22 protein-coding genes are annotated in these 26,800 nt (G+C 45.0%); 19 read left to right on the top strand and 3 right to left on the bottom strand.

Annotated elements, in window-relative coordinates:
- Positions 1 to 7: 7 nt before the first annotated feature.
- The 13 genes from L1D21_RS10500 to L1D21_RS10440 all read left to right on the top strand — a co-directional run bounded on the left by L1D21_RS10500 (position 8) and on the right by L1D21_RS10440 (position 13,068).
- Entirely contained in the window at positions 8 to 1,342 is a 1,335-nt protein-coding gene (locus L1D21_RS10500; RefSeq protein ID WP_239845297.1) for a Na(+)-translocating NADH-quinone reductase subunit A, read from the top strand.
- A complete protein-coding gene (locus L1D21_RS10495; RefSeq protein WP_239845196.1) occupies positions 1,342 to 2,541 on the top strand; it encodes an NADH:ubiquinone reductase (Na(+)-transporting) subunit B in 1,200 nt (399 codons plus the stop codon). Before L1D21_RS10500 ends, L1D21_RS10495 begins: the two co-directional genes overlap by 1 nt.
- The gene (locus L1D21_RS10490; RefSeq protein WP_239845195.1) at positions 2,534 to 3,328 is read left to right on the top strand and encodes a Na(+)-translocating NADH-quinone reductase subunit C; all 795 of its coding nucleotides are present in this window, start codon (positions 2,534 to 2,536) and stop codon (positions 3,326 to 3,328) included. The genes L1D21_RS10495 and L1D21_RS10490 overlap by 8 nt, the downstream gene beginning before the upstream one ends.
- On the top strand, positions 3,328 to 3,960 hold the full coding sequence (locus L1D21_RS10485) for an NADH:ubiquinone reductase (Na(+)-transporting) subunit D (RefSeq protein WP_239845194.1): 633 nt from the start codon (positions 3,328 to 3,330) through the stop codon (positions 3,958 to 3,960). Before L1D21_RS10490 ends, L1D21_RS10485 begins: the two co-directional genes overlap by 1 nt.
- Before the next feature lie 5 nt (positions 3,961 to 3,965).
- A complete protein-coding gene (gene nqrE, locus L1D21_RS10480) occupies positions 3,966 to 4,574 on the top strand; it encodes an NADH:ubiquinone reductase (Na(+)-transporting) subunit E (RefSeq protein ID WP_239845193.1) in 609 nt (202 codons plus the stop codon).
- Between the two features lie 46 nt (positions 4,575 to 4,620).
- On the top strand, positions 4,621 to 5,868 hold the full coding sequence (gene nqrF, locus L1D21_RS10475; protein WP_239845192.1) for an NADH:ubiquinone reductase (Na(+)-transporting) subunit F: 1,248 nt from the start codon (positions 4,621 to 4,623) through the stop codon (positions 5,866 to 5,868).
- A 121-nt stretch (positions 5,869 to 5,989) separates the two neighbouring features.
- A complete protein-coding gene (locus tag L1D21_RS10470) occupies positions 5,990 to 7,006 on the top strand; it encodes an FAD:protein FMN transferase (RefSeq protein ID WP_239845191.1) in 1,017 nt (338 codons plus the stop codon).
- 115 nt (positions 7,007 to 7,121) lie between these two features.
- A complete protein-coding gene (nqrM, locus tag L1D21_RS10465; protein WP_239845190.1) occupies positions 7,122 to 7,343 on the top strand; it encodes a (Na+)-NQR maturation NqrM in 222 nt (73 codons plus the stop codon).
- A 522-nt stretch (positions 7,344 to 7,865) separates the two neighbouring features.
- Positions 7,866 to 8,339: a bacterioferritin gene (bfr, locus tag L1D21_RS10460; RefSeq protein WP_239845189.1), complete on the top strand. Its 474-nt coding sequence runs from the start codon at positions 7,866 to 7,868 to the stop codon at positions 8,337 to 8,339.
- Positions 8,340 to 8,349: 10 nt separating this feature from the next.
- A complete protein-coding gene (bfr, locus tag L1D21_RS10455; RefSeq protein ID WP_239845188.1) occupies positions 8,350 to 8,817 on the top strand; it encodes a bacterioferritin in 468 nt (155 codons plus the stop codon).
- Positions 8,818 to 9,098: 281 nt separating this feature from the next.
- A complete protein-coding gene (locus tag L1D21_RS10450; protein WP_239845187.1) occupies positions 9,099 to 11,102 on the top strand; it encodes a methyl-accepting chemotaxis protein in 2,004 nt (667 codons plus the stop codon).
- A 214-nt stretch (positions 11,103 to 11,316) separates the two neighbouring features.
- Positions 11,317 to 12,393, top strand: coding sequence for a DNA polymerase IV (dinB, locus tag L1D21_RS10445; protein ID WP_239845186.1), 1,077 nt, complete (start codon positions 11,317 to 11,319; stop codon positions 12,391 to 12,393).
- A gap of 498 nt (positions 12,394 to 12,891) precedes the next feature.
- A complete protein-coding gene (locus tag L1D21_RS10440; protein ID WP_239845185.1) occupies positions 12,892 to 13,068 on the top strand; it encodes a hypothetical protein in 177 nt (58 codons plus the stop codon).
- A gap of 193 nt (positions 13,069 to 13,261) precedes the next feature.
- On the opposite strand, the gene L1D21_RS10435 is transcribed toward L1D21_RS10440, so the two are convergent.
- Positions 13,262 to 13,882 carry a hypothetical protein gene (locus L1D21_RS10435; RefSeq protein WP_239845184.1) on the bottom strand — a complete coding sequence of 207 codons (621 nt, stop codon included), beginning with the start codon at positions 13,880 to 13,882 and terminating at the stop codon, positions 13,262 to 13,264.
- 821 nt (positions 13,883 to 14,703) lie between these two features.
- Positions 14,704 to 16,164 carry an aminoacyl-histidine dipeptidase gene (locus L1D21_RS10430; protein WP_239845183.1) on the bottom strand — a complete coding sequence of 487 codons (1,461 nt, stop codon included), beginning with the start codon at positions 16,162 to 16,164 and terminating at the stop codon, positions 14,704 to 14,706.
- A gap of 234 nt (positions 16,165 to 16,398) precedes the next feature.
- Between L1D21_RS10430 and L1D21_RS10425 the strand changes: the two genes are divergently transcribed.
- The 5 genes from L1D21_RS10425 to L1D21_RS10405 all read left to right on the top strand — a co-directional run bounded on the left by L1D21_RS10425 (position 16,399) and on the right by L1D21_RS10405 (position 23,528).
- Positions 16,399 to 17,931, top strand: a complete 1,533-nt coding sequence (locus L1D21_RS10425; RefSeq protein WP_239845182.1) for a leucyl aminopeptidase family protein — start codon at positions 16,399 to 16,401, stop codon at positions 17,929 to 17,931.
- An 806-nt stretch (positions 17,932 to 18,737) separates the two neighbouring features.
- The gene (locus tag L1D21_RS10420; protein WP_239845181.1) at positions 18,738 to 20,027 is read left to right on the top strand and encodes an NCS2 family permease; all 1,290 of its coding nucleotides are present in this window, start codon (positions 18,738 to 18,740) and stop codon (positions 20,025 to 20,027) included.
- Between the two features lie 196 nt (positions 20,028 to 20,223).
- A complete protein-coding gene (gene proB, locus L1D21_RS10415; protein WP_239845180.1) occupies positions 20,224 to 21,342 on the top strand; it encodes a glutamate 5-kinase in 1,119 nt (372 codons plus the stop codon).
- Positions 21,343 to 22,626 carry a glutamate-5-semialdehyde dehydrogenase gene (locus L1D21_RS10410; protein ID WP_239845179.1) on the top strand — a complete coding sequence of 428 codons (1,284 nt, stop codon included), beginning with the start codon at positions 21,343 to 21,345 and terminating at the stop codon, positions 22,624 to 22,626. It begins immediately after the preceding gene.
- 260 nt (positions 22,627 to 22,886) lie between these two features.
- Complete coding sequence (locus L1D21_RS10405) at positions 22,887 to 23,528, top strand: hypothetical protein (RefSeq protein ID WP_239845178.1); 642 nt, start codon at positions 22,887 to 22,889, stop codon at positions 23,526 to 23,528.
- An 85-nt stretch (positions 23,529 to 23,613) separates the two neighbouring features.
- Here L1D21_RS10405 and L1D21_RS10400 read toward each other — a convergent pair whose 3' ends face one another.
- Complete coding sequence (locus tag L1D21_RS10400) at positions 23,614 to 24,528, bottom strand: DMT family transporter (protein ID WP_239845177.1); 915 nt, start codon at positions 24,526 to 24,528, stop codon at positions 23,614 to 23,616.
- A 320-nt stretch (positions 24,529 to 24,848) separates the two neighbouring features.
- Between L1D21_RS10400 and dnaK the strand changes: the two genes are divergently transcribed.
- Positions 24,849 to 26,771: a molecular chaperone DnaK gene (dnaK, locus tag L1D21_RS10395; RefSeq protein WP_239845176.1), complete on the top strand. Its 1,923-nt coding sequence runs from the start codon at positions 24,849 to 24,851 to the stop codon at positions 26,769 to 26,771.
- Positions 26,772 to 26,800 lie beyond the last annotated feature (29 nt).

Genomic DNA, 26,800 nt, shown 5'->3' with positions numbered 1-26,800 from the left:
TGTGGATATGATTACAATAAAGAAAGGGTTGGATCTACCTATAATCGGTGGACCAGAGCAAGTTATCCATAATGGCCCAGCCATTAGACATGTAGCTACTTTGGGTGAAGAGTATATTGGCTTACGTCCTACGATGAAAATCAAAGTAGGTGATAAAGTGCAAAAAGGTCAGGTGATTTTTGAAGACAAAAAGAATCCTGGTGTTAAATATACTGCTTTAGCCAGTGGCACAATTTCAGAAATTAACCGGGGCGCTCAACGTGTGCTTCAGTCTGTTGTCATCGAAGTTGAAGGAGACGACAGTGTTTCCTTTGCTAAATATGATGCCTCAGCTTTAGCCTCTCTCGATGAGCAACTAGTGCGTGACAACTTGATTGAATCAGGTTTGTGGACCGCATTACGTACACGTCCTTTCAGCAAAGCGCCTGCCGTTGATGCAAGTCCAGCAGGTATTTTTGTTACCGCTATCGATACTCAACCTCTCGCCGCCGATCCTGCCGTTATCATTAACGAGCACAAAGACGATTTTGCTAACGGTTTGACCGTATTATCAAGATTGACTCAAGGTCAGGTTTACTTATGTAAAGCTGCAGGTGCTGATATTCCAGCGGCAAATGCACAGGTTGAAGAGTTTGCCGGCCCACACCCTGCGGGTCTTGTCGGTACTCATATCCATTTTGTTCTGCCAGCTTCTGCTACTCGTAGCGTTTGGCATGTCGGCTATCAAGATGTGATCGCAATCGGTCAACTATTTACTACCGGTGAGTTAAATACTCAGCGTGTGGTTGCCGTTGCAGGACCGAAAGCATTGCAACCAAGATTGATTCGCACTTTAGGTGGCGCATCGACAACTGAGTTGCTTGCCAATGAAACTGCAGAAGGCGAAGTTCGCGTTATTGCGGGTTCAATTCTTAACGGTAAAACTGCCGTTGGCGCTCACGCTTATATCGGTCGTTTCCATAACCAAGTATCGCTACTTGAAGAGGGAACCGAGCAAGAGTTTATCGGCTGGGCAATGCCTGGTGCGAATAAGTTCTCAATCACTCGCGCTTTCTTAGGTCACTTATCACCATCTCGTTTGTTCAACATAACAACCAGTACAGGTGGTTCTGACCGTGCAATGGTGCCAATCGGTAACTATGAGCGTGTGATGCCTCTCGATATTCTTCCAACCATGTTGTTACGTGACTTAGTGTCTGGTGACACTGATGGCGCAGTAAGATTAGGTGCGTTGGAGTTAGATGAAGAAGATTTGGCACTATGTACTTTCGTATGTCCTGGTAAATACGACTATGCGTCTTACCTACGTGACTGTTTAGATACGATTGTGAGGGAAGGCTAATGGGCTTAAAAGAGTTTTTCAAAAGTATTGAACCCCAGTTTGAAAAGGGCGGGAAATACGAGAAGTGGTATGCGCTTTTTGAAGCCGCTTACACGGTATTTTATACCCCTGGTCACGTTAACAAGGGTCGTACCCATGTACGTGATAACCTCGACCTAAAACGTATGATGATCACCGTATGGGCCTGTGCATTCCCTGCGATGTTTGTTGGTATGTATAACGTAGGTCTTCAAGCTCAAGAAGCATTGGTTGCCGGTTTTGCGGCTCCTGATGTTTGGCAAACAGCCTTGTTCGGTCTGTTTGGTACTGAGTTAACTGCAGATTCAGGCGTTGCTGCCTTGATGTGGTATGGCGCATGTTTCTTCCTACCTATCTACGCGGTGACATTCGCCGTTGGTGGCGTGTGGGAAGTGTTGTTCGCCTCAGTACGTGGCCACGAAGTTAACGAAGGTTTCTTCGTTACCTCTATTCTGTTCGCGCTGACCCTCCCAGCAACAATTCCACTGTGGATGGTTGCACTAGGTATTACCTTCGGTGTGGTTGTGGCGAAAGAGATCTTCGGTGGTACTGGACGTAACTTCTTAAACCCAGCGCTTGCGGGTCGTGCTTTCCTATTCTTTGCTTACCCATTAAACATGTCAGGCGATACTACTTGGATCGTGGCTGATGGTTTCTCGGGTGCAACAGCATTGAGTCAAGCCGCTCAAGGTACTCTGGATTATGGCTTTAATCAAAACTGGTGGGATGCCTTCTTTGGTTTCATTCCTGGTTCTGTAGGTGAAGTTTCTACTCTGGCTATTTTGCTAGGTGGTTTAGTTATCGTTTACACCCGTATCGCTTCATGGCGCATCATTGCCGGCGTTATGGTGGGTATGATTGCGGTATCTATGTTGCTTAATGCAATTGGTAGCGACACTAACCCAATGTTTGCTATGCCTTGGTACTGGCACCTTGTCTTAGGTGGTTTTGCCTTCGGTATGATGTTTATGGCGACAGACCCAGTATCGGCGTCTTTCACCAACCAAGCGAAGTGGGCATACGGTATCTTAATTGGTGCAATGGCCGTGTTTATTCGTGTCATTAACCCCGCTTTCCCTGAAGGTATGATGTTGGCCATCTTGTTCGCCAACCTATTTGCGCCGCTATTTGACCACTTCGTGGTTCAAGCGAATATCAAGCGGAGGATTGCTCGTGGCTAGTAATAAAGATTCGTTCGGTAGAACGCTGTTTGTTGTTGTTGGATTATGTTTTATCTGTTCGGTATTTGTATCGACTGCCGCAGTATTACTAAAGCCAACTCAGCAAGAGAACAAATTGCTTGATAAGCAAAAGTACATTCTTGAAGCTGCAGGCTTGCTGGATACTAAGTCTGGAGAAGTAAGCAAGGCTGACATTCTAACAACTTACGACAAATATGTTGAAGCTAAGTTAGTTGACCTTAAGTCTGGTGACTGGGTTGAAGGTAACGCTGATACATTTGACACTGAAAAAGCGGCTCGTACGGTTGATACATCGTTTAAACCAGAGAACGACATCGCGTCAGTTAAGCGTGTAGCTAACAAAGGTGTTATTTATCTGGTTCGTGATGATGCCGGTAAACTTCAAACCGTTATTATTCCTGTTAAAGGTTATGGCCTGTGGTCAACTATGTACGCTTTCCTTGCTGTAGAGGCTGACCTCAATACCATTCGAAGCTTAGTTTATTATGACTTTACTGGTTCTGGTGAAACCCCAGGTCTGGGTGGTGAAGTTCAAAATCCTAAGTGGATTGCTAAATGGGAAGGTAAGAAACTTTATGATGACCAAGGTAATCTGGCGATTAAAGTAACTAAGAACCCTGCTATTGCTGAATCTGCTCATGGTGTTGATGCACTATCAGGTGCAACACTAACCAGTAACGGTGTACAGCATTCACTTGATTTCTGGTTGGGTGAAGAAGGTTATGCTCGCTTTATCGATAAGGCGCGCAACGGAGGGCTGAACTAATGGCTGATGCAAAAGAACTTAAACAGGTTCTAACCGGACCTATTATTAGTAACAACCCGATTGCACTGCAAATCTTGGGTGTGTGTAGTGCCCTAGCTGTGACCAGTAAAATGGAAACTGCTTTGGTTATGACCATTGCACTGACAGCGGTAACGGCATTATCTAACTTGTTTATCTCGATGATCCGTAACCACATTCCAAGCAGTGTGCGTATTATCGTACAGATGACCATTATTGCTTCGTTAGTTATTGTGGTTGACCAAGTCCTTCAAGCTTACGCTTATGACGTAGCTAAGCAGCTGTCGGTATTCGTTGGTCTAATCATCACTAACTGTATCGTGATGGGACGTGCCGAAGCTTACGCTATGAAGACACCACCTATGATGAGCTTTATGGATGGTATCGGTAACGGTCTGGGTTACGGTGCTATCTTATTATCAGTTGGTTTTGTACGTGAACTCTTTGGTAATGGCTCACTATTTGGCGTTGAAATCTTAAGTAAGATTTCTGACGGTGGTTGGTATCAGCCAAACGGCTTGTTATTGCTACCACCTAGTGCGTTCTTCCTGATTGCGGCATTGATCTGGATTATCCGTACTATGAAGCCTGAACAAGTAGAAGCAAAAGGGTAAGCGTAATGGAACATTATATTAGTCTGTTAATTCGTTCTGTTTTCATTGAAAACATGGCTTTATCCTTCTTCCTCGGTATGTGTACTTTCTTGGCTGTGTCTAAGAAAGTGACTACAGCTATGGGCTTAGGTGTTGCCGTTATTGTGGTATTGGCGATTTCAGTACCCGTTAACCAAATTATCTATCAAGGCTTGTTAGCACCTGGTGCACTTGCTTGGGCTGGCGTACCTGATGCAGATTTGAGCTTCCTTAAGTTCATTACCTTCATCGGTGTTATCGCGGCCTTAGTTCAAATCCTTGAGATGGCATTGGATAAGTATTTCCCACCGTTATACAACGCGCTGGGGATCTTTCTACCTTTGATCACAGTAAACTGCGCGATTTTCGGTGCGGTATCTTTCATGGTTGAGCGTGATTACAACCTAGGTGAAAGTTTTGTGTTCGGCATCGGTTCTGGTATCGGTTGGGCATTGGCGATTGTCTTGCTCGCGGGTATTCGCGAAAAACTAAAATATGCTGATGTGCCAAATGGTCTTCGTGGTTTAGGTATTACCTTCGCTACGGCTGGCTTGATGGCGTTAGGTTTCATGTCGTTTTCAGGTGTGTCTCTGTAAGAGGCACCTTAACGGTTTCTGATTTTGAACCTTAAAGGATAAGTTCATGGGTATTATTGAAGCTACTCCAATCGACGTATATCTCGGTGTGAGTATGTTTACTGCCATAGTACTGCTATTAGTTTTGGTGATTCTTTTCGCCAAATCTAAGCTAGTACCAAGTGGCGATATCACTATCGGCATCAATGGTGATGCAGATAAAGCAATTAAAACCGGTGCAGGCGGCAAGTTACTTGGCGCATTGGCTGAAAACGGTATCTTCGTTTCATCAGCTTGTGGCGGCGGTGGCTCTTGTGGCCAATGTAAAGTTATCGTGAAATCAGGTGGTGGCGATATTCTACCCACTGAGATGGATCATATTTCTAAGGGCGATGCCCGTGGCGGCTGCCGTTTATCTTGTCAGGTAAACGTTAAGAGCGACATGGAAATCGAATTGGAAGAAGAGATCTTCGGTATCAAGAAGTGGGAATGTGAAGTTATCTCTAACGATAACAAAGCGACCTTCATTAAAGAGCTTAAGCTACAGATCCCTGATGGCGAGTCTGTGCCTTTCCGTGCCGGTGGTTATATTCAGATTGAAGCGCCTGCTCACCACGTTAAATATGCTGATTTCGACGTACCAGCTGAATACCGTGGCGACTGGGAGCACTTCGGCTTCTTTAACCTTGAGTCTAAAGTTGACGAAGAAACCATTCGTGCGTACTCGATGGCGAACTATCCTGAAGAGGAAGGCATTATCATGCTTAACGTTCGTATCGCGACTCCGCCTCCACGTAACTTGTCACTCCCTTGCGGTAAGATGTCTTCATTCATCTGGAGCCTAAAAGCCGGTGATAAAGTGACGATTTCAGGTCCATTTGGTGAGTTCTTTGCTAAAGACACCGACGCTGAAATGGTATTCGTTGGTGGTGGTGCTGGTATGGCGCCAATGCGTTCTCACATTTTCGACCAACTTAAGCGCCTAAACTCTAAGCGTAAGATGAGTTTCTGGTACGGTGCGCGTTCGAAACGTGAAATGTTCTATGTTGAAGACTTTGATGGTCTAGCGGCAGAAAACGATAATTTCGTTTGGCATGTTGCACTGTCTGATCCTCAACCAGAAGATAACTGGGATGGTTACACAGGTTTTATCCATAACGTATTGTATGAAAACTACCTACGTGACCATGACGCGCCAGAGGATTGTGAGTTCTATATGTGTGGACCTCCAATGATGAACGCGGCAGTTATTGGTATGCTCAAAGATTTGGGCGTTGAAGATGAAAACATCTTATTGGATGACTTCGGCGGCTAATCGTCAATTCTGGTGATAATATCTGCGATAAGTCTTACTCAGTTCATCCAAGCACTTTATCTGTGTTTGGATGGACAGAGCAGCAACTTAAGCAGTGAAATTATTAAGGAATATGGTCAATATGTTTAAGACCTTAGTAAAGGGGTTAGTCTTCATCGGACTAGCCTTTTTTGTTTCAGCTTGTGCTAAACCGCTAGAAACTATCTCGTTGTCGGGTAATACCATGGGCACCACCTACCACATTAAATTTGTCGGTGGGGAGCAATTTCCTGATGAACAACTGTTGCAGGCTGAAATCGATTTAGCCCTAGAAGCGGTTAATGATCAGATGTCGACTTACCGTAAAAAGTCGGAGTTGTCGCAATTTAACCAGATGACGCTTGCCGCTAAAATTCAGGTGTCTCCAGATACCGCTAAAGTGATTAAAACCGGTATCGACTTGTATAACAAGACTGATGGCGCCTTGGATATTACCCTAGGTCCATTGGTTAATTTGTGGGGCTTCGGGCCAGATAAGCGTCCGATCAAAGTGCCAAGCCCTGAACTGATCGCTGAGACTAAAGCTAAAACTGGAATTCAACACCTGTTTGTCGATGGCCGTACCTTAAGCAAAGATATTGCTACTTTATATGTGGACTTGTCTTCAATTGCTAAAGGTTTTGGGGTTGATAAAGTGGCTAGCATTTTAGCTAAGTATCAACCTAAAGGTTACTTAGTTGAGATTGGTGGCGAAGTCAGTGTTTACGGTGTTAAAGCCGATGATAGTGCGTGGCGTATTGCCATAGAGCAGCCAGATGTTGACGAACGCGCGGTTCAGCAAGTGATTGAACCGGGTAACATGGCAATGGCTACCTCTGGTGATTACCGTAACTACTACGAAGAGGAAGGTCAGCGCTTCACTCACATTATCGATCCTAGGAACGGTTATCCTGTTGACCACAAACTGGCTTCGGTGACAGTGTTGCACCCTCAAAGTATGATTGCCGATGGTTATGCCACAGCCATGATGGTGTTAGGTACAGAGGCTTCATTGAAGCTGGCTAAAGAGCAAAACCTAGCTATCATGCTAATTGAAAAGCAAGCCGAGGGCTTCAAGGTCTATTACAGTGATGCCTTTAAGCCTTTTGTTGGATTGTGATAGAATAAGGCGCGCTTTAATGCTGATGCTTGCCGGATTCAAGCTCAAGCAGTGATGGTTTTATTATTTTTGTGTCGTTTGGCTTTTGTCTGAACAATGACAACTGGAGTAAGTGATGGGCACTTTTTTAGCAGCTTTTGTAGTATTACTTCTGTTTTTTGTCTTAATGTCAATTGGTTACATTATTAAGCAAAAAGCCGTAGCGGGCAGCTGTGGTGGCTTAGGTGCCTTAGGTATCGATAAAGCCTGTGACTGCGATGATCCCTGTGATAAGCGTAAAGCCAAAATGGCCGAAGAGGCCAGACAGGAAAAACTCACTAAAAACCGCATTATTTGATTGGCAAAGCTAAATTTAGCAACGCCAAGTTAGCAAACGATTGCTGTAAGTGACATCTACATATAAGTGCTTCACTGATTTAAAAGGTTCTATCCATAGAGCCTTTTTTATTGCCTCAACAATAAAAGCCGCTCTTCCTCCCCACTGAATCTACTTAACCTGAACTTGGGATAACGAGTGTCGAAAATTTAGCAAGCTAAATCAATGGTATAAATGATTGTTTTGAAAATATACCTATTAAGCGATTCTGCTTATCCAGATCTCAGGTTGCTCTTTGCCTAGTCCTCAGCGTTGTTCCTTATTAAAACACTCTCATTTACACAGATTTATTCTAAGCATCATCGACTCAAGCTATGGTCATCAAGTGAATTGATTTTATAGGTTTTTTAATCTTAAACGAATTGCTAATGAGAATGATTTTCTTTTGTAACCAATTGAAATTTAATGTTAATTTGTTTTTGCATTTTTTTTGTCCTAGTATAGAAATTGATCTAAATCAATTTTTCACAATAGGGATATCAGATGAAAGGCCATCCTAATGTAATTCGTCAGCTCAATAAGATACTGACTTTTGAATTAACAGCGATTAACCAATATTTTCTGCATGCCCGCATGTATAAAAATTGGGGTTTAGAAGAGCTCAACGAGAAGTGTTATAAAAAGTCGATCAAGGATATGAAGCATGCCGACAAGCTTATCGAACGGGTATTGTTTCTTGAAGGCTTACCTAATTTACAACAGCTAGAAAAACTGCGAATTGGTGAAAAACCAGAAGAGATGTTGCAGTGTGATAAAACCATGCTTGAAGAACAACTCGTCGAACTGCGTGAAGTGATCTTGTTATGTGAGACTGAGCAAGATTATATCAGCCGTGAGATCCTCGAAGATATTCTCGAAGATGAAGAGGAGTACCTCGACTGGATTGAAGCGCAGCAAGATTTGATTGCCATGACAGGTATTCAAAACTATTTACAGACGCAGATAGAGTCAGAATAAGGAGATTAAGATGAAAGGTGATCCACAAGTTATCGATACACTCAATCAACTACTGACGGGTGAACTATCGGCGATGGACCAATATTTCGTTCATGGTTTGATGTATGACGATTGGGGCTTAACTGAGCTGCATGAGCGTATTTCTCATGAGTCTGATGATGAACGTGAACACGCTAAGAAGTTAGTCGAGCGTATCCTATTTCTCGAAGGCAAGCCCGACGTTGCTAGTCGTGAAGCCCTTAATATCGGTGAGAACCCCCAGCAGATGCTGCAAAACGACCTAAATTATGAATATCAGGTCGCCGACAATTTACGTAAGGCTATCGCTTTATGTGAGGATAAGAAAGATTACGCCTCGCGTGAGCTACTTGAAGTGCTACTCGAAGAGACCGAGTCAGATCATATGTATTGGTTAGAGAAGCAGTTAGGCTTAATTGACAAGGTTGGGTTACAGAACTACTTACAATCTAAGATGTAATGCGCCTTTGCCGCTACATTCAGGCAAAATCGTTAAGCTCTGCGACCCAGAACTGAGCAACGATTTATAAAGGTAAGTTGCAATAGATAACTCCTAAACCGATATCTTCGTTGTTTCGTCAGCGGATATCGGTTTTTTGTTAATGACTTATACTGCTTGGTATTAGCTAGAGCCAATAGCTATTTGTAACATTTAAATTAGCTTAGCCCCATTTCATCTGAAAAAAATTCTGTTAAATTATTATGTCCACCTTATAACTATAACGACAAAAAGGATGTGTAATGGGCATGATTAAACGCTCTTTAAGTTTGCAGTTAGTGGCTTCTATTGTGGGAGCGTTAGCGGTATTACTGATATTGGTTTCTGTTTACTTGGTCAATGTAGAGAGTGAGCGTACACGAGCACAAATCGACAGTGATTTAACCAGCCTAGTTACTCTTAAATCCCATGAGGTTAGTAGTTACTTTATCGCAAAGGCCAAAGTTGTTGATGCGGTATTCTCTTCTCCTGCGGTGCTCGACTGGTTTAGCAATTACAAGCAAAGACTCAGTAATGTCGATAATGATCCTCGCTACCAAGATCTGGTGAAGTATTTCCGTCATTTCTCCGATACCGATAGCGATATTAAATCGGTGTTTTTTGGCTCGGCCAATACGTTCGAATACTTTGACTTAAATGGACGCTATAACGATGCCAGTTACTACACCAACAAGCGCCCATGGTGGCAAGAAGGGATAGATAAAAATGGGATGTATGTTACCGATCCCGCTGTCGATGCCAACGATGGTTCTATCTCTGCAACGGTAAAGTCGGTTATTCGTAACCCTCAAGGCGAGTTTATCGGTATTGGTGGCATGGACATCTTAATCGATACTATTGGCAGTGAGCTGCTGGCGTCACTTAAATATCAAGGCCAAGGTCAGGCTTTCTTAATCACCGAAGACGGCAAGCTGGTTTATTTTCCTGGCTTTACCGATGCTTTTCCTCCCGGAACCAATGCGGCAAAAGTCGATAGCCAATTCAAACAAACTCAAGGCTTTGCAAAGTTAACTAAGCAGATGACTCAAGGTGCCAGTTCAGGTTTTGCTGAAGTCACTTTTAAAGGGGTTGAGCAACGAGTTAGCTACGTTAGTGTGGGCGGTGAATATCCGCAGCAACACTGGTATTTGGGCTTTATGTTGCCAATGAAGGTGATTGAAGCGCCAGTACAGGAGGCGATGTTTAGCGCTACCATTTTAGCGGTTGTGTTGATGTTATTAATGGGCCTGACAGTATGGTTGATGTTGCAACCCTTCAGAACCCAAATGAATAAACTATTGGCGGCAATGAAAGATATTGCCCAGGGCGATAGCGATCTGTCTCAGCGTATTCACATGGACAGAGAAGATGAAATTGGCCAACTAGGTGCGGCATTTAATCAGTTTGCAGTGAAAGTGCAAACCATGCTGCAACAGACTCGTGATCTGACTGTCAAGGTTGATACCGGCGTCGAAAATGCAGTAGTCGTGTGTGAGCAAGCCTTAGTCAACGTGACTCAACAAAAGCAAGAGATCGCGTCAGTCGCTACAGCGGCAACCGAGATGGCACACACCTCGCAAGAGATGGCCAATAGTGCTCAGCGAGCCGCTGAATTTGCCGAACAAGCCGAGTCTGAATCGAATGCTGGTACCGCTATCGTAGCGCAAGCTTCACAAGGCATGGCAACGCTTTCAAATCAAGTTGTCGAAGCGGCAGGGGTGATCAGGCATTTACGAACTAGCTCAGAGCAGATTGGTGAAGTGCTTAGTGTGATCCGCGGTATTGCCGAACAAACTAACTTGTTAGCGCTAAATGCTGCAATTGAAGCGGCAAGAGCGGGTGAGCAGGGGCGTGGTTTTGCGGTGGTTGCCGATGAAGTACGTACGCTGGCGTCACGCACTCAAGACTCAACCGCTAACATTCAAGAGATCATTCAAACGCTACAGCAGAACGCCTTAGAAGCCGAGCAGGTGATGGAGTCAGGAGTCGAGCAGGCCAATATCAGCCAAGATCTTACCAGTCAGGTTGAAACGGCGCTGGCGAGTATTTCGGGTGCAATTTCAGCCATTCAGCAGCAAACTATAGAAATCACCAGCGCTATTGGTCAGCAAGCCGTGGTAGCCGAAGAGGTTGCCTGTAATATTGAGAATGTCCGTGGTTTATCGGATGAGTCGCTAGCTTCCAGCGAAGCCCTTAGCGACAGCCTGCGTCAGTTCCAACAGGTGACAGTCGCACTCTCGGACAATATTCAGCAGTTTAAGATTTAAGTTAAAATCAGGGGGAAACCCCATTTACTGTTATTGTTAATATCGGTCTAAAAAGTAGCCTACGGGCTACTTTTTTTATTTCTCGATTCAGCGCCGCTGATTGGTGTGAATGCTGAATGCCTGCTGGCAAAGAGCAAACTTTTGCCCTTGGAGCATTTTGTATATTGAGCACTGTTTAAATATACAGTATTCTTGGCGGTGGAGGTAACCGTCGATGAAAAAGATTATCCATGTAGATATGGATTGTTTCTTCGCTGCCGTTGAAATGCGCGATTTTCCTGAATTACAAGGTAAACCCATTGCGGTGGGCGGGCGTAGCGATCGCCGCGGGGTGATCAGTACTTGTAATTATGAAGCGCGAAAATTTGGTGTGCGTTCGGCAATGGCATCGGCTTATGCATTAAAGCTCTGTCCGAATCTCATTCTCGTATCTGGACGCATGTCGGTATACAAGGAAGTATCGGCGCAGATCCGCAGTGTATTTGCTCGCTATACCGAGTTGATTGAGCCTCTGTCGTTAGATGAAGCCTATCTGGATGTCACTGACTGCAAGGTGCACCAAGGCTCAGCGACTTTGATTGCTCAGTCTATTCGCCAAGAGATTTTTGAACTTACTGGACTCACCGCATCGGCGGGCATCGCCCCGGTTAAGTTTTTAGCCAAAATCGCCTCAGATTTAAATAAGCCCAATGGCCAATACGTGATCCCCCCCGAGCAGGTGGATGACTTTGTACTAACCCTACCACTGATTAAGATCCCTGGCGTCGGTAAAGTCACCGCTGCCAAACTTGAACAGTTAGGTTTATTGACCTGCGCCGATGTACAGCAGTATTCGAAGGCCGCCTTAGTCGAGCGTTTTGGTAAGTTCGGCTTGGTGTTATCCGAGCGGGCAAAAGGAATCGATGCCCGTGGTATCTCGCCCCATAGAGAGCGCAAATCGGTGGGCGTCGAAACTACTTTGGCGCAAGATATTTATACCTATGAACAGTGTGAACAGGTGATGCCACAACTGCTGCAAGAGCTAGATACCCGCCTCACGCGCAGCGCTAAATCGCGCAGGATCAGCAAGCAAGTGGTGAAACTCAAGTTTGATGATTTCAAACAGACCACCATAGAACATCGCAGCGATCAGGTTTCGGTGAAACTGTTTTATGATCTGTTAACTCAGGCGTTAGAACGCCGAGCCGGACGCGGTATTCGGTTATTGGGGGTCTCGGTGGGATTAGAGAGTGGCGCTGTCATTTCTGACTCTGAAGAAGTGGATGGCGGGCAATTGGATCTCGGATTCTAGCTGGTTAAGGTGTTAACCGTTTCACATTTTAGTTTAGCTTCAGGCTGATTTGGTATCGGTGGCTGTGTTTGATGTTGCCACTTCATTGTTACTTATCGCCTGTCCCGCAGGGAATGTGCAAACACGCTTTTTGGCACAGTGAGTGAAGCGTAGCTTCGAGCCCACGAACGAGAGACAGGGATTGTCGAACTGGCTTTTAGATAGGGATATCGTTGTGCGTCGTCCATATCGGCTCTGCGAAATCATCTGACCTACAAGGAAGTTGGGAATGCCGAAAGATGTCAGGAACATTTTCGGCCATGATTTCGAAGGCCAAAACCGCGTTTGAGCAGGGTTATTAACTCTCTTCGATGTTACTTCATTTGATGTGATTCACTAATTCAAAAGCTAACTTGGTTTTGCCCCAAAATGGATTGGCCTTGAAATGAAGGTTTGGCATTTTTGTTATTTGCTGTGTAGCGTTTGGCTGAGTTCTTTTTGGAAAGGGTGTTTGAAAGTGTGCCTTCATGGCAATCTATCACCTGCGGTGAGCGAATGTGCAAACACGCTTTTGGCACGCCGCAAGCACGTCCATGTGGGCTCTGCGAAATCATCCATGATTTCGAAGGTCAAAACCGCGTTTACACAGGGTTATTTAATCTCTTCGATGTTACTTCATTTGGTGCGAGTCGCTAATTAAAAAGCTAACTTGGTTTTGCCGCTAAGTTAGTTACAAACTAGTGCTAATGACATAATTTTATCTAATGATAGACTCCAAGTTATTACAGTAATTTACAAAACAGTGGCCAATATCTGTTATCCACTACACTTAAACGAATTAGTTTAGAATTAAACTTGAGGCTATTTCACATTATTCTTCCCAACCCCATTATTCCTTTTTAGATGTATTCTTTAAGAGCTCCAAAACATGTTCAGAAAAATCTAATATACCTTTCTCGATTAAAGTTTGAATCCCGAATTCATGCTGCTGATACTCGAAATATTGCACTAGTTCTTCTAACTGTTTTCTTGTATAGCATTTTGCGCAATTTAATCGCATTAACTCTGTCACGGATAGGTTTGAGATGTAATCAATTGTGCGATCGTGCTCATTCTCCATATCAAAAAGATATCGAATTTTTATGGTCTTTTGCTCAAGAGAACTCTTGGCCAAATGTATATTGTAATTTCTGAGTAGATTAAGCATATGAAATAAGGCATTGCTACTTTTATAATGGCTATATAGATACTTAGGGATGTGCGGCATCGTAACGCTTAGTATATCTACTAGCCCTGCAAACTCAGCTAGGGATGCCCTTAAATAAGCGGATTTTCTTGCTTCTTCACTAATTTGAGGAGTATTTGACTTGCTACAAGCCATTGTTGCCATATAAATTGCTGCACAAAACCTATCATAGATTATAGGAAATTCTTCCATGTCTTTTTCTATATGGGGCTTTAATACATAACCATGTTCAATGTTTGTGCTGGTCTCAAAATTAATAGCCAAAGTAACTCCTTTCAATCGTTAAACTCGGGTTATTTTCTACAAATTATTATTGTGGCACTAATCTAACTTTACCTGTCAATTAGAAGCAGACCACAACAATTTCCGGAATGGTTCTGAATTAAGCCTTACTTATCGTAATGTGAGCTAGAGGGTTTTGAGTATTAGCACTAACTTATTTCTGTCCAAAAACAATTTAACTGTTGATTGCCCGAGTGATACCCGTAAGGCTAAATCGAAGGGATAAAATGACCCTGTGTAGATGCGGCTGCGGACGTTGATGGCAGGGATGCCATCGTCGAGCCTCCACGGATGGATTCACGGTGTGTAGCAGCAGTATCTGCACATTCCTCGCCGGACAGGCGATTGGTAACAGTGAAGATACTAATTTCAAAGACACTCTACCAACACTAATTCAGCCAAATGTTAAACCACAAAAATGCCAACACCTTCATTCGAAGGCCAAGATACTTTTGTCCAGATATGAGTTAACTTGTAATTGTCCAAGTGGTCCCAGTAAGGTCAAATCGAAGAGAAGGAAAACTCGGTTTAGGGGCGGTCCTCCTTGACGATTCAGTGTTTAAAAGCCAGTTCGGCATCCTTGCCTCTCGTTCGTAAGTTAGAAGCTGTGCTTCACTCACCGTGTCACAAATGGGTTTGCACGAGGGGCCAGCAGCAAGAAATTCAAAGCAATGAGGGTTAAAGTTGGCGTTTGGTACGACAAGACTTGCATCGTTGAATTTGATATCGACGCAACATTTTGTTTGCTAACAAAAAAGGCGCCGATGGATTAACATCGACGCCTTTTCTCATTAATTACCTATTTAGGTTTTTTCTGGAATACGTTCCAGAACCGCGAGTAACAGTTTCCAGTATTGTTCGACGGTTTCAATTAACACCATCTCGTCTGGGCTGTGTGGGAAGCGGATGGTGGGGCCAATCGAAACCATATCCATCTCTGGATAAGGCTTTTTAAATAGACCACATTCAAGACCTGCGTGGATCACCATGATCACTGGCTCTTTGTTGTAAATCGCCTCGTAAGTGTCTTTTACTATCGCCATGACTGGTGAACTGCTGTCAGGTTTCCAACCAGGGTAAGCGCCGCTGAATTCAACCTCTGCACCCGCTAAATTGCTAAGTGCGCTGAGGAAACCCTCTACTTCTTCACGACCAGAGTCGATTAGCGAGCGGATTAAGCAAAGAATATTAACAGATTCGGTTTCGGTGCTGATAACGCCAACGTTAAGTGAAGTTTCTGTCACGCCTGCTATCTCGTCGCTCATACGTATTACGCCATTAGGGCAGGCGTGTAGCAGATCGATCAGGGTGTTTTGCGTGGTTTCGCTCATCACTTGAGTGGCCGCAGGCACTTCGCTGATAGTTAATATCATGCCTGGGTCGGCGATGGCTAATTCTTGACGAACAAGTTCGGTGTACTCGGCTGTTAATTCATTAAGACGAGTTAAGTTAGCACTTGGCATCATAAAGCTAACGCTGGCTTCACGTGGGATGGCGTTACGTAGCGAGCCACCGGTGAAGTTAGTCAATTCAAGAGCCAGTTCATCGGCGTGATTAAACAGGAAACGGGCCAGTAACTTATTGGCATTACCGCGACCTAAGTGAATATTCACCCCAGAGTGACCGCCTTTTAAACCAGACAGTGACAGGGTGTAAGTCGAGTGACTTGGCTCGGCCGCTTGCCACACCATAGGCACAGTGATTTGGGCGTCGACGCCACCTGCACAACCCATGTAGATCTCACCTTCTTGTTCAGAGTCGGTGTTGATCAGAATATCAGCGTCTAGGTAACCGGCTTCTAAACCGAATGCGCCGGTCATGCCCGCTTCTTCATCGATTGTCAGTAAGACTTCTAATGGACCATGAGGAATATCATCGCTACCCAGTACCGCTAGCGCTGACGCCATACCGATACCGTTATCTGAACCTAGTGTGGTGCCGTTGGCCTTAACCCAATCGCCGTCAACATAGGCTTCGATAGGATCTTTTTCAAAGTCGTGGACTTTATCGGCATTCTTCTGCGGCACCATATCGATATGTGCCTGTAGCGCGACAACTTTACGATTTTCCATACCAGGGGTGGCAGGTTTTTTGATGATCAGGTTACCGACTTTGTCTTCAACAACACTAAGCTGCTTATCTTTAGCCCAGTTTTGGATGTATTGGCTGAGTGCCTGCTCATGTTTTGAAGGATGGGGAATGGCGCAGATCTGCTCAAACCATTGCCAAAGCGCTTGAGGCTGCAACTGACTTAATGTGCTCACGGACTAACTCCTCTTTATAATAAAGGTCGTAGAGATCAAGATTGGCGCTAGTTTATCACAGTGTCAAAAGGCTGCAGGGGTTTCAGTAGCGCTGGCATTAAAAAGTGTCAGCCAAAGTTGCCACATTGCTCAAGCTATAATCTTAATTTACTTGGCATTGTTTATTCACACAGGAATAATGCCCTCAATGTTTCGGCCAAGAAACAATTCGAATTAACCAGCATAGGAATGGATATGACGGCGATTAATTTTGTTGATGTAAATGATAACGATGCAATTTTTGAGGGTAGCGGCTGGGATGCCGTTATCGTGGTGACCCCAAGCCTAGATGCTATTGCGTTTGATGAAATCAGTTTACTCGCTAGTCATGGCGCGAATATCGATGCGCGAATAGGGCGCAGTGCGACGTTACTGTTTGCTCCAGGCCTTGCTGGTGGTCGATTGATTATTTCGCCGTTATTGAATCCTCAAGATGATATCCAAGATGTACGAGCCTATGCCGATGCGGCGCGTAAGGGCTTAGCCATCGCCAAAGAGGCGGGAGCCATTAAGCCATTGTTGGTGGTGGCGCCCCATAGCGCTGAAAAATATCAACAGTCGTTGGCCGTTTCTGCGTTAGCTTGTGGACAAGAACTTTGGCAAGCTTTAGAACGCCGTGAAGCCTTAGGTTTAAAGCCACAGATGCAAGCGATTGGATTGTTGGTGTCAGACCAACAGGCTCAGGTGTTAAACGCCATCGAAACTGGACGTCATCTCGCTCGCGATCTTTGCGGCACAGAACCTGAGCGGATGTCAGCACCTATGTTTGCCCAGTATTGCCAGCAAGCCTTTGCCGATTCGGGTTTGGCTATTGAAGTGGTTGAAGATCGCGATGTGCTAGAACGCGATTATCCTCTGCTCAGCGCGGTGGGGCGTAGTTCGTTTGCCGTACCTCGTCATCAACCCCGCGTGGTTAAGCTGGAATATTGCGGTGAAGGTGAGATTGAGCGCAGTTATTTCTTTGCCGGAAAAGGGGTGGTGTATGACACCGGCGGCGCCGATATTAAAGTGGCTGGTGGTATGGCGGGCATGAGCCGAGATAAAGGTGGCGCGGCGGCGGTTGCAGGGTTAATGAAAACCTTGTCACTACTTAAACCCAAGGGGATCCGTGTGGTGGCCGAACTGGGTTTAGTCAGAAACAGTATTGGCAGCGAAGCCTTTGTTACCGATGAGATCATCACCAGCCATGCAGGCGTGCGAGTGCGTATTGGTAACACAGATGCCGAAGGGCGTTTAGTGTTGGCGGATCTGTTATCACATCTGCGCTTAAAAGCGGCCGATGCCGTTAATGCGCAGCTGTTTTCGGTTGCAACATTGACCGGACATGTGGTGCGTGCTTATGGCGGTTATACCGCTGTGGTCGAAAATGCCGTGGCGCGAGATCAACAAGTGGGCGAACGACTGCAAGCAGTAGGCGAAGCTTGGGGCGAGCCGCTTGAACTGTCGCGTTTGCGCCGTGAAGATTATCAGAAGATTGTCGATCCTTCAGCGGCAGCGGATATTATCTCGTCCAACAATGCGCCATCCTCGGTGACAGCGAGGGGGCATCAATATCCTGCAGCCTTCTTATTACAAGCATCGGGTCTGCAACAACATGGCTTAAGCAGTGCTAAACCGCTGGCTTATAGCCATGTGGATATTGCTGGCAGTGCGACGGAAGGTGACCCTCTTTATGGCAAACCTACAGCAACCCCCTTAGTGGCGCTGTTTAATCATCTTTGTCAGTAACCGAATAGATTATGTTAGAGGCAGGCTTAGGCCTGCCTTTTTTGTTTTTAGAACATATATTGACCATGTTGATAGTTTTTTATATCAATATATCGTCATATTGGTGTAATAAAACAACAAAATGAGCTTTAGAAGAAAATATGATAAAAAATACTTGTAATAAAATTACATTTATATATAATGGCTTTCGTTGGTTAGACACAGTGTCTACCACCTCTAGTCTATCCAGGATGGATAACTCTCCAAGGAACCGAGCGACAAGTTGACTCTGCGGCTGATGATGATTATCAACCAAGTTTCATTAGAGTGATTTTTACAACTTTGTTTTGGAGCATTGACTATGTCTTATACTGGAATTCAACACGTTTACTGGCAAAAATCTTGGATCTGTACTCAAGCTTTGCGTGGCGGGTTGTTTGCGATGAGTTTTAAGGGTTGATTACACCTTGTATCAATTAAGCCCCCAATTTGATTGATATGAAGTAATCGCATCATCCATCTTGCCCTGTTTTTTTAGGGTTTTAGACTCAAGTAGCATATTGGTTCACTTTAGGGTGATTGATATGTTGGTGTGACCCGCTAGCGCGGTAGCTTTTCCGACAGGAACACTTGATATATGTCTTGCCTACTCTTTGAGTAGGCTTTTTTTTGTCAAAATTTTGAGGTTGCCCATAAGTTACAGCCGTCATCTTGTTCGCTTTGAACTTATTGTTACGTATATAATTCCAGCTTAATAAAATAGAGCTTGTTCTCTAAAAGCCTCACCTACATTCATAACTTAAAATTAATTCAAGGAACCTTGTTCCATGTTAGAAAAAATATTTAAACTGACTGAACATCAAACGTCATTAAAGCAAGAAGTTATCGCAGGTTTTACCACCTTCTTGACTATGGCTTATATCATCTTCGTTAACCCTATGATGCTTGCCGATGCTGGGATGGATCATGGTGCTGTATTCGTAGCGACCTGTTTAGCTGCCGCGGTTGGCTGTTTGGTGATGGGTATTGTGGCTAATTATCCTATTGCTTTAGCACCGGGCATGGGGCTGAACGCCTTTTTTACCTACACTGTGGTCGGTGAAATGGGCTACACCTGGGAAACCGCATTGGGTGCGGTATTCCTGTCAGGGATCTGCTTCTTAATTCTTTCTTTGGTGAAAATTCGTGAGTGGGTGGTTAACAGCATTCCGTTATCACTGCGTTTCGGTATTGCCGCTGGTATCGGTATTTTCTTGGCTTTAATTGGTCTTAAGAGTGCCGGCATAGTTGTAGCCAGCCCTGCAACGTTAGTGACTATGGGGGATATCACCTCATTCCCAGCGGTGATGGCAGTCTTGGGTTTCTTTATCATTATTGCCTTGGTGCATCATGGTATGAAATCAGCGGTGATCATCAGTATCTTGTCTGTGACGGCCATTGGCTTCTTCTATGGTGACTTACAATATGGTGGCATTGTTTCGGCTCCACCTTCTATTGCACCAACCTTTATGAAAATGGATCTCTCTAGCGTATTAGAGATCAGCATGTTGTCTGTGGTGTTTGCCTTCCTGTTTGTGGATCTGTTCGATACCTCAGGTACGCTAGTGGCCGTAGCGCAGCGCGGTGGTTTCCTCGATGAAAGAGGCCGTTTACCTCGTTTAGGCCGGGCATTAACCGCTGATAGTACTGCAACTATTGCAGGTGCCATGTTAGGTACCTCAACGACTACCAGTTACATCGAAAGTACTGCAGGTGTCAGTGCGGGTGGCCGTACCGGCTTAACCGCTGTGGTTGTCGGCATCCTATTTATTTTGTCGCTATTCCTATCGCCACTAGCGGCCATGGTTCCTGCCTATGCGACAGCCGGAACCCTGTTCTATGTGGCCATCTTAATGATGTCTGGCTTAGTTCATGTTGATTGGGAAGACTTAACCGAAGCGGCACCTGTTGTAGTGGTGTGTCTTCTTATGCCGCTGACCTTCTCTATTGCTACAGGTATTGCTATGGGCTTTATCAGCTATGCAGCAATCAAACTACTGAGCGGTCGTTATAAAGATCTTAATATCGGCATTGTGGCTTTAGCCTTGTTGTTTATCGCTAAGTTTATTTACGGCTAATTTTAGCGACACAGATCAGCTGAGTTAAGTTGATGTTTACATTGGCTTGAAGCAAAAAGGGCATTAGATTTATGCCCTTTTTTTATGGGATTTATTTCATATTCTTTAATGGTATCTAATCATTTAATTGCGCTGCTACCATTTTGTCAGTGGATTGGGTATAACCATAAGTTCGGTTTTTATCTTTAATATCAAAATGAACTTAAGTGAGATTGGTTACCGCCGCGTGGTGGTTAAATTAGGTACCAGTGTGTTGACATCGGGCTCAAAAAGCTTAGATAAAGCGCATATGGTTGAGCTTGCTAGACAGATGGCGAGTTTGATGAAATCTGGCGTTGAGGTCGTGCTTTGCACTTCCGGCGCTATCGCTGCTGGACGCGAACACTTAGGTTACCCCAATTTGCCCGAAACCGTCGCCAATAAACAGTTATTGGCCGCCGTGGGTCAAGGCCAGTTGATCTTGGCTTGGTCGCAACTGTTTAGTATCTATGGTTTGCATGTGGGCCAACTGTTGCTGACGCGCGCCGATCTGCATGACCGAGAACGCTACCTCAATGCGCGTGATTCACTCAATGCACTGCTGGCTAACGGCATTATTCCTATCATCAATGAGAACGATGCGGTGGCAACCAGCGAAATTAAGGTGGGTGATAACGACAACTTGTCGGCTCGCGCCGCACTGCTTTGTGATGCAGACCTGTTGATTTTACTGACCGATCAGAAAGGGCTTTTCGATGCCGATCCTCGTGCTAATCCCGATGCCAAACTGATCAAACAGGTTGTTAATATTGACGACAGCTTGCGCAGCCTGGCGGGGGGCGCAGTTTCAGGTTTAGGTACTGGCGGTATGGCGACCAAGTTACAGGCTGCCGATATTGCCCGCCGCGCCGGGATTGAAGTGGTGATCGCTTCGGGTCATCATCCAAAAGTGATTCAACATGCGGTCTGTAAAGAGGGCATCGGAACGCATTTTACCGCCCTAGAAAATCCACTTGAGAGTCGCAAACAATGGATCTTAGCTGGGCCGAAAACTACAGGGCGTCTTGTGCTCGATAGCGGCGCTATTGTAGCTGTTACTCAGAAAGGGCGTAGCTTATTGTCGAAAGGCATTGTCAGTGTCAGTGGCCAATTTGAGCGTGGGGCGACGTTGCAATTAATCGATGAAACCGGCAGAGAAGTGGCGCGGGGTATGAGCCGTTATAGTGCTAAAGATCTGTTAAGTATTGCTGGTAAACACTCCAACGAAATAGAGTCGTTACTGGGCTATGATTATGGTGATGCCGTGGTGCATCGTAACGATATGGTGGTGTTGTAAGTGTCTGAAGTAACTGCAAGTCAGCAAGATTATTTAACCAAGCTTGGTCAACAAGCCAAGCAATCAAGTTATGCCTTAGCCAGCCTTACAGGACAAGAAAAGCAGCTGTTACTCAGTGCGATAGCCGCCAAGTTAACGGCTTGCAGTCAGACTATTATTGCGGCCAATCAGCAAGATGTGGCGCAGGCTCGTGAAGCCGGTTTAAGCGATGCGATGATCGATCGTTTATTATTGGATGAAACTCGTCTTGCGGCAGTGATAGCCGATATCGACCAGGTGATTAATCTTGCCGACCCTGTGGGGAGTGAGCTAGAAAGCCAATTGCTTGACAATGGTTTGCGTTTGTCGCGTCGTCGCGTGCCCCTTGGAGTGATCGGCGTGATTTATGAGGCTCGCCCTAACGTTACTGTAGATATTGCTGTGCTGGCACTGAAAACCGGTAATGCGGTGATTTTACGTGGCGGTAAAGAGACGCTGCAATCAAATCTAGCTCTGAGTGAAGCAATTCGTGAGGCGATAGCCGAGCAGGGATTACCCGCCGATGCAGTGCAGCTGATTGAAAGCCCTGACCGTCAATTGGTCGCAGGTTTATTAAAGCTCGATCACTATGTGGATATGATAGTGCCTCGTGGCGGCGCCCATCTACAACGTCTATGCGCCGAGCAAGCGACGATTCCGGTGATTCTGGGCGGGATAGGTATCTGTCATCTTTATGCCGATAAAGCCTTGGATATTGATAAAGCCATTGAGGTTATCGCTAATGCTAAGGTGCAGCGTCCTACAGTGTGTAATGCCTTAGATACAGTATTGGTTCATCAAGATGTCGCCGCAGTATTACTGCCTAAATTGTTAACGCATCTTGCTGGCTTAGGTGTGAGTTTTTATGGCTGTCCTCAGGCACAACAAGTGGCTAAAGGCATAGAGATTGAGATGCAAGTCGCCAGCGATGAAACCTTCGGCCAAGAGTGGTTATCGCTGACCTTAGGCATCAAGGTGGTGGATGATATTGATAGCGCTATCACGCATATTCGCCGCTTTTCTAGTGGACATTCGGAGGGGATTTTAACCGACAATATTCATGCCTCGGCGCATTTTGTTAATCAAGTAGATGCCTCGGCAGTGTATGTGAATGCCAGTACGCGCTTTACCGATGGTGGTCAATTTGGTCTGGGCGCCGAAGTCGCGGTGTCGACGCAGAAGTTACATGCCAGAGGCCCTATGGGATTGGAAGCATTAACTACCTATAAGTGGATTGGCATCGGTGACTATACCGCAAGGCAATAAGCGGCGATTGAATGTGCTAGGACTGTATTAGACACTAAGGGAGCTTGCTCCCTTTTTTGTTGGCTGCTGAAGGTTGAGCGGCATCTAAGGTGGGTTTTTGAATCGATAAGCTGTGGTGAAATTAACTAACTATTGGTGATGTATGATTCATTTTGTGAATCATAAATAGAAAATAATCAACAAAAATAGTTGGTTATGTTTTTGGCATTGTCTTTGCTGTATTGCTATTAATTAATACAGGAAAATCAAGGAATGTCCTAATGAATAAAGCAATATTAGCCAGCTTAACCATGAGTGTTGCCTTGCTACTAAGTGTGTGCAGCATGGATGCAAATGCTTCATCTGAAGTGACGCTGGTAGATGAGTTTAACTATCAGGGTCAACAAGTGGTGCTGGATATGGATGTGGGCCGCGCCGAGCTAATCGCTAGTGATGACGAACAGGTTAGAGTCGAAGTCAGTGTTAAGGCGTCGGACACCAATTGGCTCAGCTTTTGGAGCAATAAGGATGTGACCACTGTTACGTTAGCGGTAGTTGATAGTAGCGACAAGCTAGTGCTTAAGCTCAGCGAGCAAGATGATTTGAATCAAGATTGGCGTATTTATTTACCGCGTCATGCCAAATTAAAAGTCGATGCGGGAGTGGGTGAAGTTATCGTCGATGGCCTTTCGGCGAGTATTGATATTGATCTTGGCGTTGGCCGCACTGAGATCAAACATCAGGCGCAATATGGTGAGATGACACTGAAGTCAGGAGTCGGTGAAGTGAGTATTAGCGAAAATGGTAAAGCGTTAGCCGTCGATCGCAACTTGGTGAGCCAGAGTTTTCATAAACAGCAATCAGGCAGTGACGAGCAGCTTTACGTCTCTGTCGGTGTTGGTGAGATCTCCGTCAATAATTAAGTCCATAACTTAAGTCGCTAACTAGCGATGAACCACCTCAAAGCTGAGTAAAACCGACCTAAGAGTCGGTTTTTTAAGATTAAAGCTAGGGCATTACAAGCGGCTTAGGCTTACTTTGTAATAGTCTTGGTAGCAGCTTTTGAAGGATTAACGCGCTGAGAATGAGTGCTAGGCCAACAAAAGTTGAGGGGGTGATAGCCTCTTGTAATATCCAAGCGATAAAACCTACCGACAATACCGGTGTGATGAACACTAAGGTTGTCATATTGGCAGTACGATCGGTTTTTTTCAGCGCCATTAACCAGAGCACGAAGGTCACGCCCATTTCGAACAAGCCAACATAAACACCAGCACCAAAGGCTTTGGCATCCCAAGTAGGTATGGTATCGGTAAAGCATAAGGTTGCAATAACCAGAGGTAAGCCGACGAGGAAACTCAGCAGCAGACTCACTACTGGGTCGCCCTTATCTTTGGTGTTCACTATCCAGTAAAGCGCCCAGACGACGGTGCTGGCTAAAGCTAATAAAACTCCAGTGGCACTTTCGAAATGTAACGATGTGATATTGCCGTTGGTAGCGATAACAAATACGCCTAAGTAAGCAATAATTGCAGCCAGTAAGTCGCTCTTTCTGAGTTTGTGCTTTAACAGAGGTACTGATAGCAGCGGTAATAAAATAGCCCAGGTGTAATTGAGTGATAAGGCTTGCTGGGCTGGTAGCAGATCATAAGCTTTAAACAGCACTAGATAGTAGAGAAACGGATTAAGCAGCCCGGTTTGTAAGTAAAACCAAGGGCGGCGAATAAACTGCTTTTTGATGAGCTTCAGTTTGCCCATAACGCCCAAGATCAGACTCAACGCCACGATCGATGTGAGCACTGCAATTAATACTAACTGCAGCGGCGTGTAATGGCTTAAGGCCAATTTAAATGCCGTCGCCACTGTCGACCATAACAAGATCGCACATCCCGCATAGATATAAGCTTGGCTAGTCGGTTTCACGGCAGGTTCTCACTCGATAAATACAGATTAATTATAGGAAGTTTATCGCAGGGTTGTTATCGCAACCTAGGCGCTGGGATTATATGTTGCTTTGCTGATTAAAGCTGCTTTTTTAAGACTAAAAAAATTGCGATTAAATTAAACTTTTATGCTTTGTGCCCTTGTAATCACTTTTAGCGTCCCAATATAGGGTGTTAAGGATAGATATTGGGCTGAAAACTCAAGGTTTAAAATCGGGCTTGAAAACGATTTCACCGATCCCCATATCTTAATCATGATGACAAATTTAGTGTTAGTTAAAAGATTTTTTGGAGGACTCCATGGGTAAAATTATTGGTATCGATTTAGGTACAACCAACTCTTGTGTTGCCGTATTAGATGGCGGTAAAGCACGTGTGATTGAAAATGCAGAGGGTGATCGTACCACTCCATCAATTGTTGCATACACTGGCGACGAAACTATCGTAGGTCAATCTGCGAAACGTCAAGCTGTAACAAACCCAGCTAACACCTTTTTCGCGATTAAGCGTCTAATTGGTCGTCGTTTTACCGATGATGAAGTTCAGCGCGACGTAGACATTATGCCATTCAAAATTATTGGTGCTGATAACGGTGATGCATGGGTTGAGGCGCACGGTAAGAAGATGGCTCCTCCACAAGTTTCTGCTGAAATTCTGAAGAAAATGAAGAAGACAGCAGAAGACTTCCTTGGTGAGCCTGTCACTGAAGCGGTTATTACCGTTCCTGCTTACTTTAACGATTCACAACGTCAAGCAACTAAAGATGCAGGTCGCATCGCAGGTCTTGAAGTTAAGCGTATTATCAACGAGCCAACGGCCGCGGCATTGGCTTATGGTATCGACAAGAAGCAAGGCGACAACGTTGTTGCGGTATACGATTTAGGTGGTGGTACATTCGATATATCTATCATCGAAATCGATAGCGTAGATGGTGAACAAACTTTCGAAGTACTAGCGACCAATGGTGATACTCACTTAGGTGGTGAAGATTTCGATAACCGTTTGATCAACTATCTTGCTGATCAATTCAAGAAAGAGCAATCAATCGATCTACGTAACGATCCGCTAGCAATGCAGCGTCTAAAAGAAGCTGCTGAAAAAGCCAAGATTGAGCTTTCAAGCACGACTCAAACTGAAGTCAATCTGCCGTACATTACCGCCGATGCAACCGGTCCTAAGCACTTAGTGGTTAAGATCACTCGTGCCAAACTAGAATCGCTAGTTGAAGACTTGATCACTCGTTCACTTGAGCCACTAAAAGTTGCACTGGCCGATGCAGACCTTTCTGTATCAGACATCAACGAAGTGATTTTGGTGGGTGGTCAAACTCGTATGCCTAAAGTACGTGCTGAAGTTTCAGCCTTCTTCGGCAAAGAGCTTCGTCAAGACGTGAACCCAGATGAAGCGGTTGCAATTGGTGCAGCAGTTCAAGCGGGTGTACTCGCTGGTGACGTGAAAGACGTATTGTTACTAGACGTAACGCCACTTTCTCTTGGTATCGAAACCATGGGTAGCGTGATGACCAAGCTGATTGAGAAGAACACCACTATCCCAACCAAGGCTAGCCAAACCTTCTCAACTGCAGACGATAACCAAAGTGCGGTAACCATTCACGTACTTCAAGGTGAGCGTAAGCAGTCAAGCGCCAACAAATCTCTAGGTCAATTTAACCTAGAAGGTATTGAGCCAGCTCCACGTGGCATGCCACAAATTGAAGTGGCGTTCGATATCGATGCCGATGGTATCTTGCATGTGTCTGCGACCGATAAGAAAACCGGAAAAGCACAGAACATTACCATCAAGGCTTCTTCTGGTCTAAGCGATGAAGAAGTGGATGCAATGGTTCGTGATGCAGAAGCTCATGCAGATGAAGATGCGAAATTCGAAGAGCTAGTGACGGCTCGTAACCAAGCCGATGGCATGGTTCACGCGACTAAGAAGCAAATCGAAGAAGCTGGCGAAGAGCTACCAAGCGAAGAGAAAGAGAAGATCGAAGCGGCAATGGCTGATGTTGATACCGCAACTAAAGGTAACGACAAAGAAGCGATCGAAAAAGCTACTCAAGCGTTAATGGAAGCATCTGCCAAGCTGATGGAAATTGCTCAAGCTAAAGCCCAAGCATCACAAGGTGCCCAAGGTGAACAGGCTCAGCAATCACAAGAAGCGTCAGCTGATGATGTTGTCGATGCTGAATTTGAAGAAGTTAAAGACGACAAAAAATAATTCAGGCCCGGCCTAAATTATTTTCAGCG

The sequence above is a fragment of the Shewanella sp. Isolate11 genome, from assembly GCF_022398315.1.
In the GTDB taxonomy this organism is placed as follows: domain Bacteria; phylum Pseudomonadota; class Gammaproteobacteria; order Enterobacterales; family Shewanellaceae; genus Shewanella.
The sequence above is the reverse complement of the archived record's forward strand: the minus strand, read 5'-3'. Positions and strand labels throughout refer to the sequence as shown.

Coding starts and splice junctions, on each gene's coding strand:
- L1D21_RS10500 (WP_239845297.1), top strand. CDS start 8: ATGATTACAATAAAGAAAGGGTTGGATCTACCTATAATCGGTGGACCA.
- L1D21_RS10495 (WP_239845196.1), top strand. CDS start 1,342: ATGGGCTTAAAAGAGTTTTTCAAAAGTATTGAACCCCAGTTTGAAAAG.
- L1D21_RS10485 (WP_239845194.1), top strand. CDS start 3,328: ATGGCTGATGCAAAAGAACTTAAACAGGTTCTAACCGGACCTATTATT.
- nqrE (WP_239845193.1), top strand. CDS start 3,966: ATGGAACATTATATTAGTCTGTTAATTCGTTCTGTTTTCATTGAAAAC.
- nqrF (WP_239845192.1), top strand. CDS start 4,621: ATGGGTATTATTGAAGCTACTCCAATCGACGTATATCTCGGTGTGAGT.
- L1D21_RS10470 (WP_239845191.1), top strand. CDS start 5,990: ATGTTTAAGACCTTAGTAAAGGGGTTAGTCTTCATCGGACTAGCCTTT.
- nqrM (WP_239845190.1), top strand. CDS start 7,122: ATGGGCACTTTTTTAGCAGCTTTTGTAGTATTACTTCTGTTTTTTGTC.
- bfr (WP_239845189.1), top strand. CDS start 7,866: ATGAAAGGCCATCCTAATGTAATTCGTCAGCTCAATAAGATACTGACT.
- bfr (WP_239845188.1), top strand. CDS start 8,350: ATGAAAGGTGATCCACAAGTTATCGATACACTCAATCAACTACTGACG.
- L1D21_RS10450 (WP_239845187.1), top strand. CDS start 9,099: ATGGGCATGATTAAACGCTCTTTAAGTTTGCAGTTAGTGGCTTCTATT.
- dinB (WP_239845186.1), top strand. CDS start 11,317: ATGAAAAAGATTATCCATGTAGATATGGATTGTTTCTTCGCTGCCGTT.
- L1D21_RS10425 (WP_239845182.1), top strand. CDS start 16,399: ATGACGGCGATTAATTTTGTTGATGTAAATGATAACGATGCAATTTTT.
- L1D21_RS10420 (WP_239845181.1), top strand. CDS start 18,738: ATGTTAGAAAAAATATTTAAACTGACTGAACATCAAACGTCATTAAAG.
- proB (WP_239845180.1), top strand. CDS start 20,224: ATGAACTTAAGTGAGATTGGTTACCGCCGCGTGGTGGTTAAATTAGGT.
- L1D21_RS10405 (WP_239845178.1), top strand. CDS start 22,887: ATGAATAAAGCAATATTAGCCAGCTTAACCATGAGTGTTGCCTTGCTA.
- dnaK (WP_239845176.1), top strand. CDS start 24,849: ATGGGTAAAATTATTGGTATCGATTTAGGTACAACCAACTCTTGTGTT.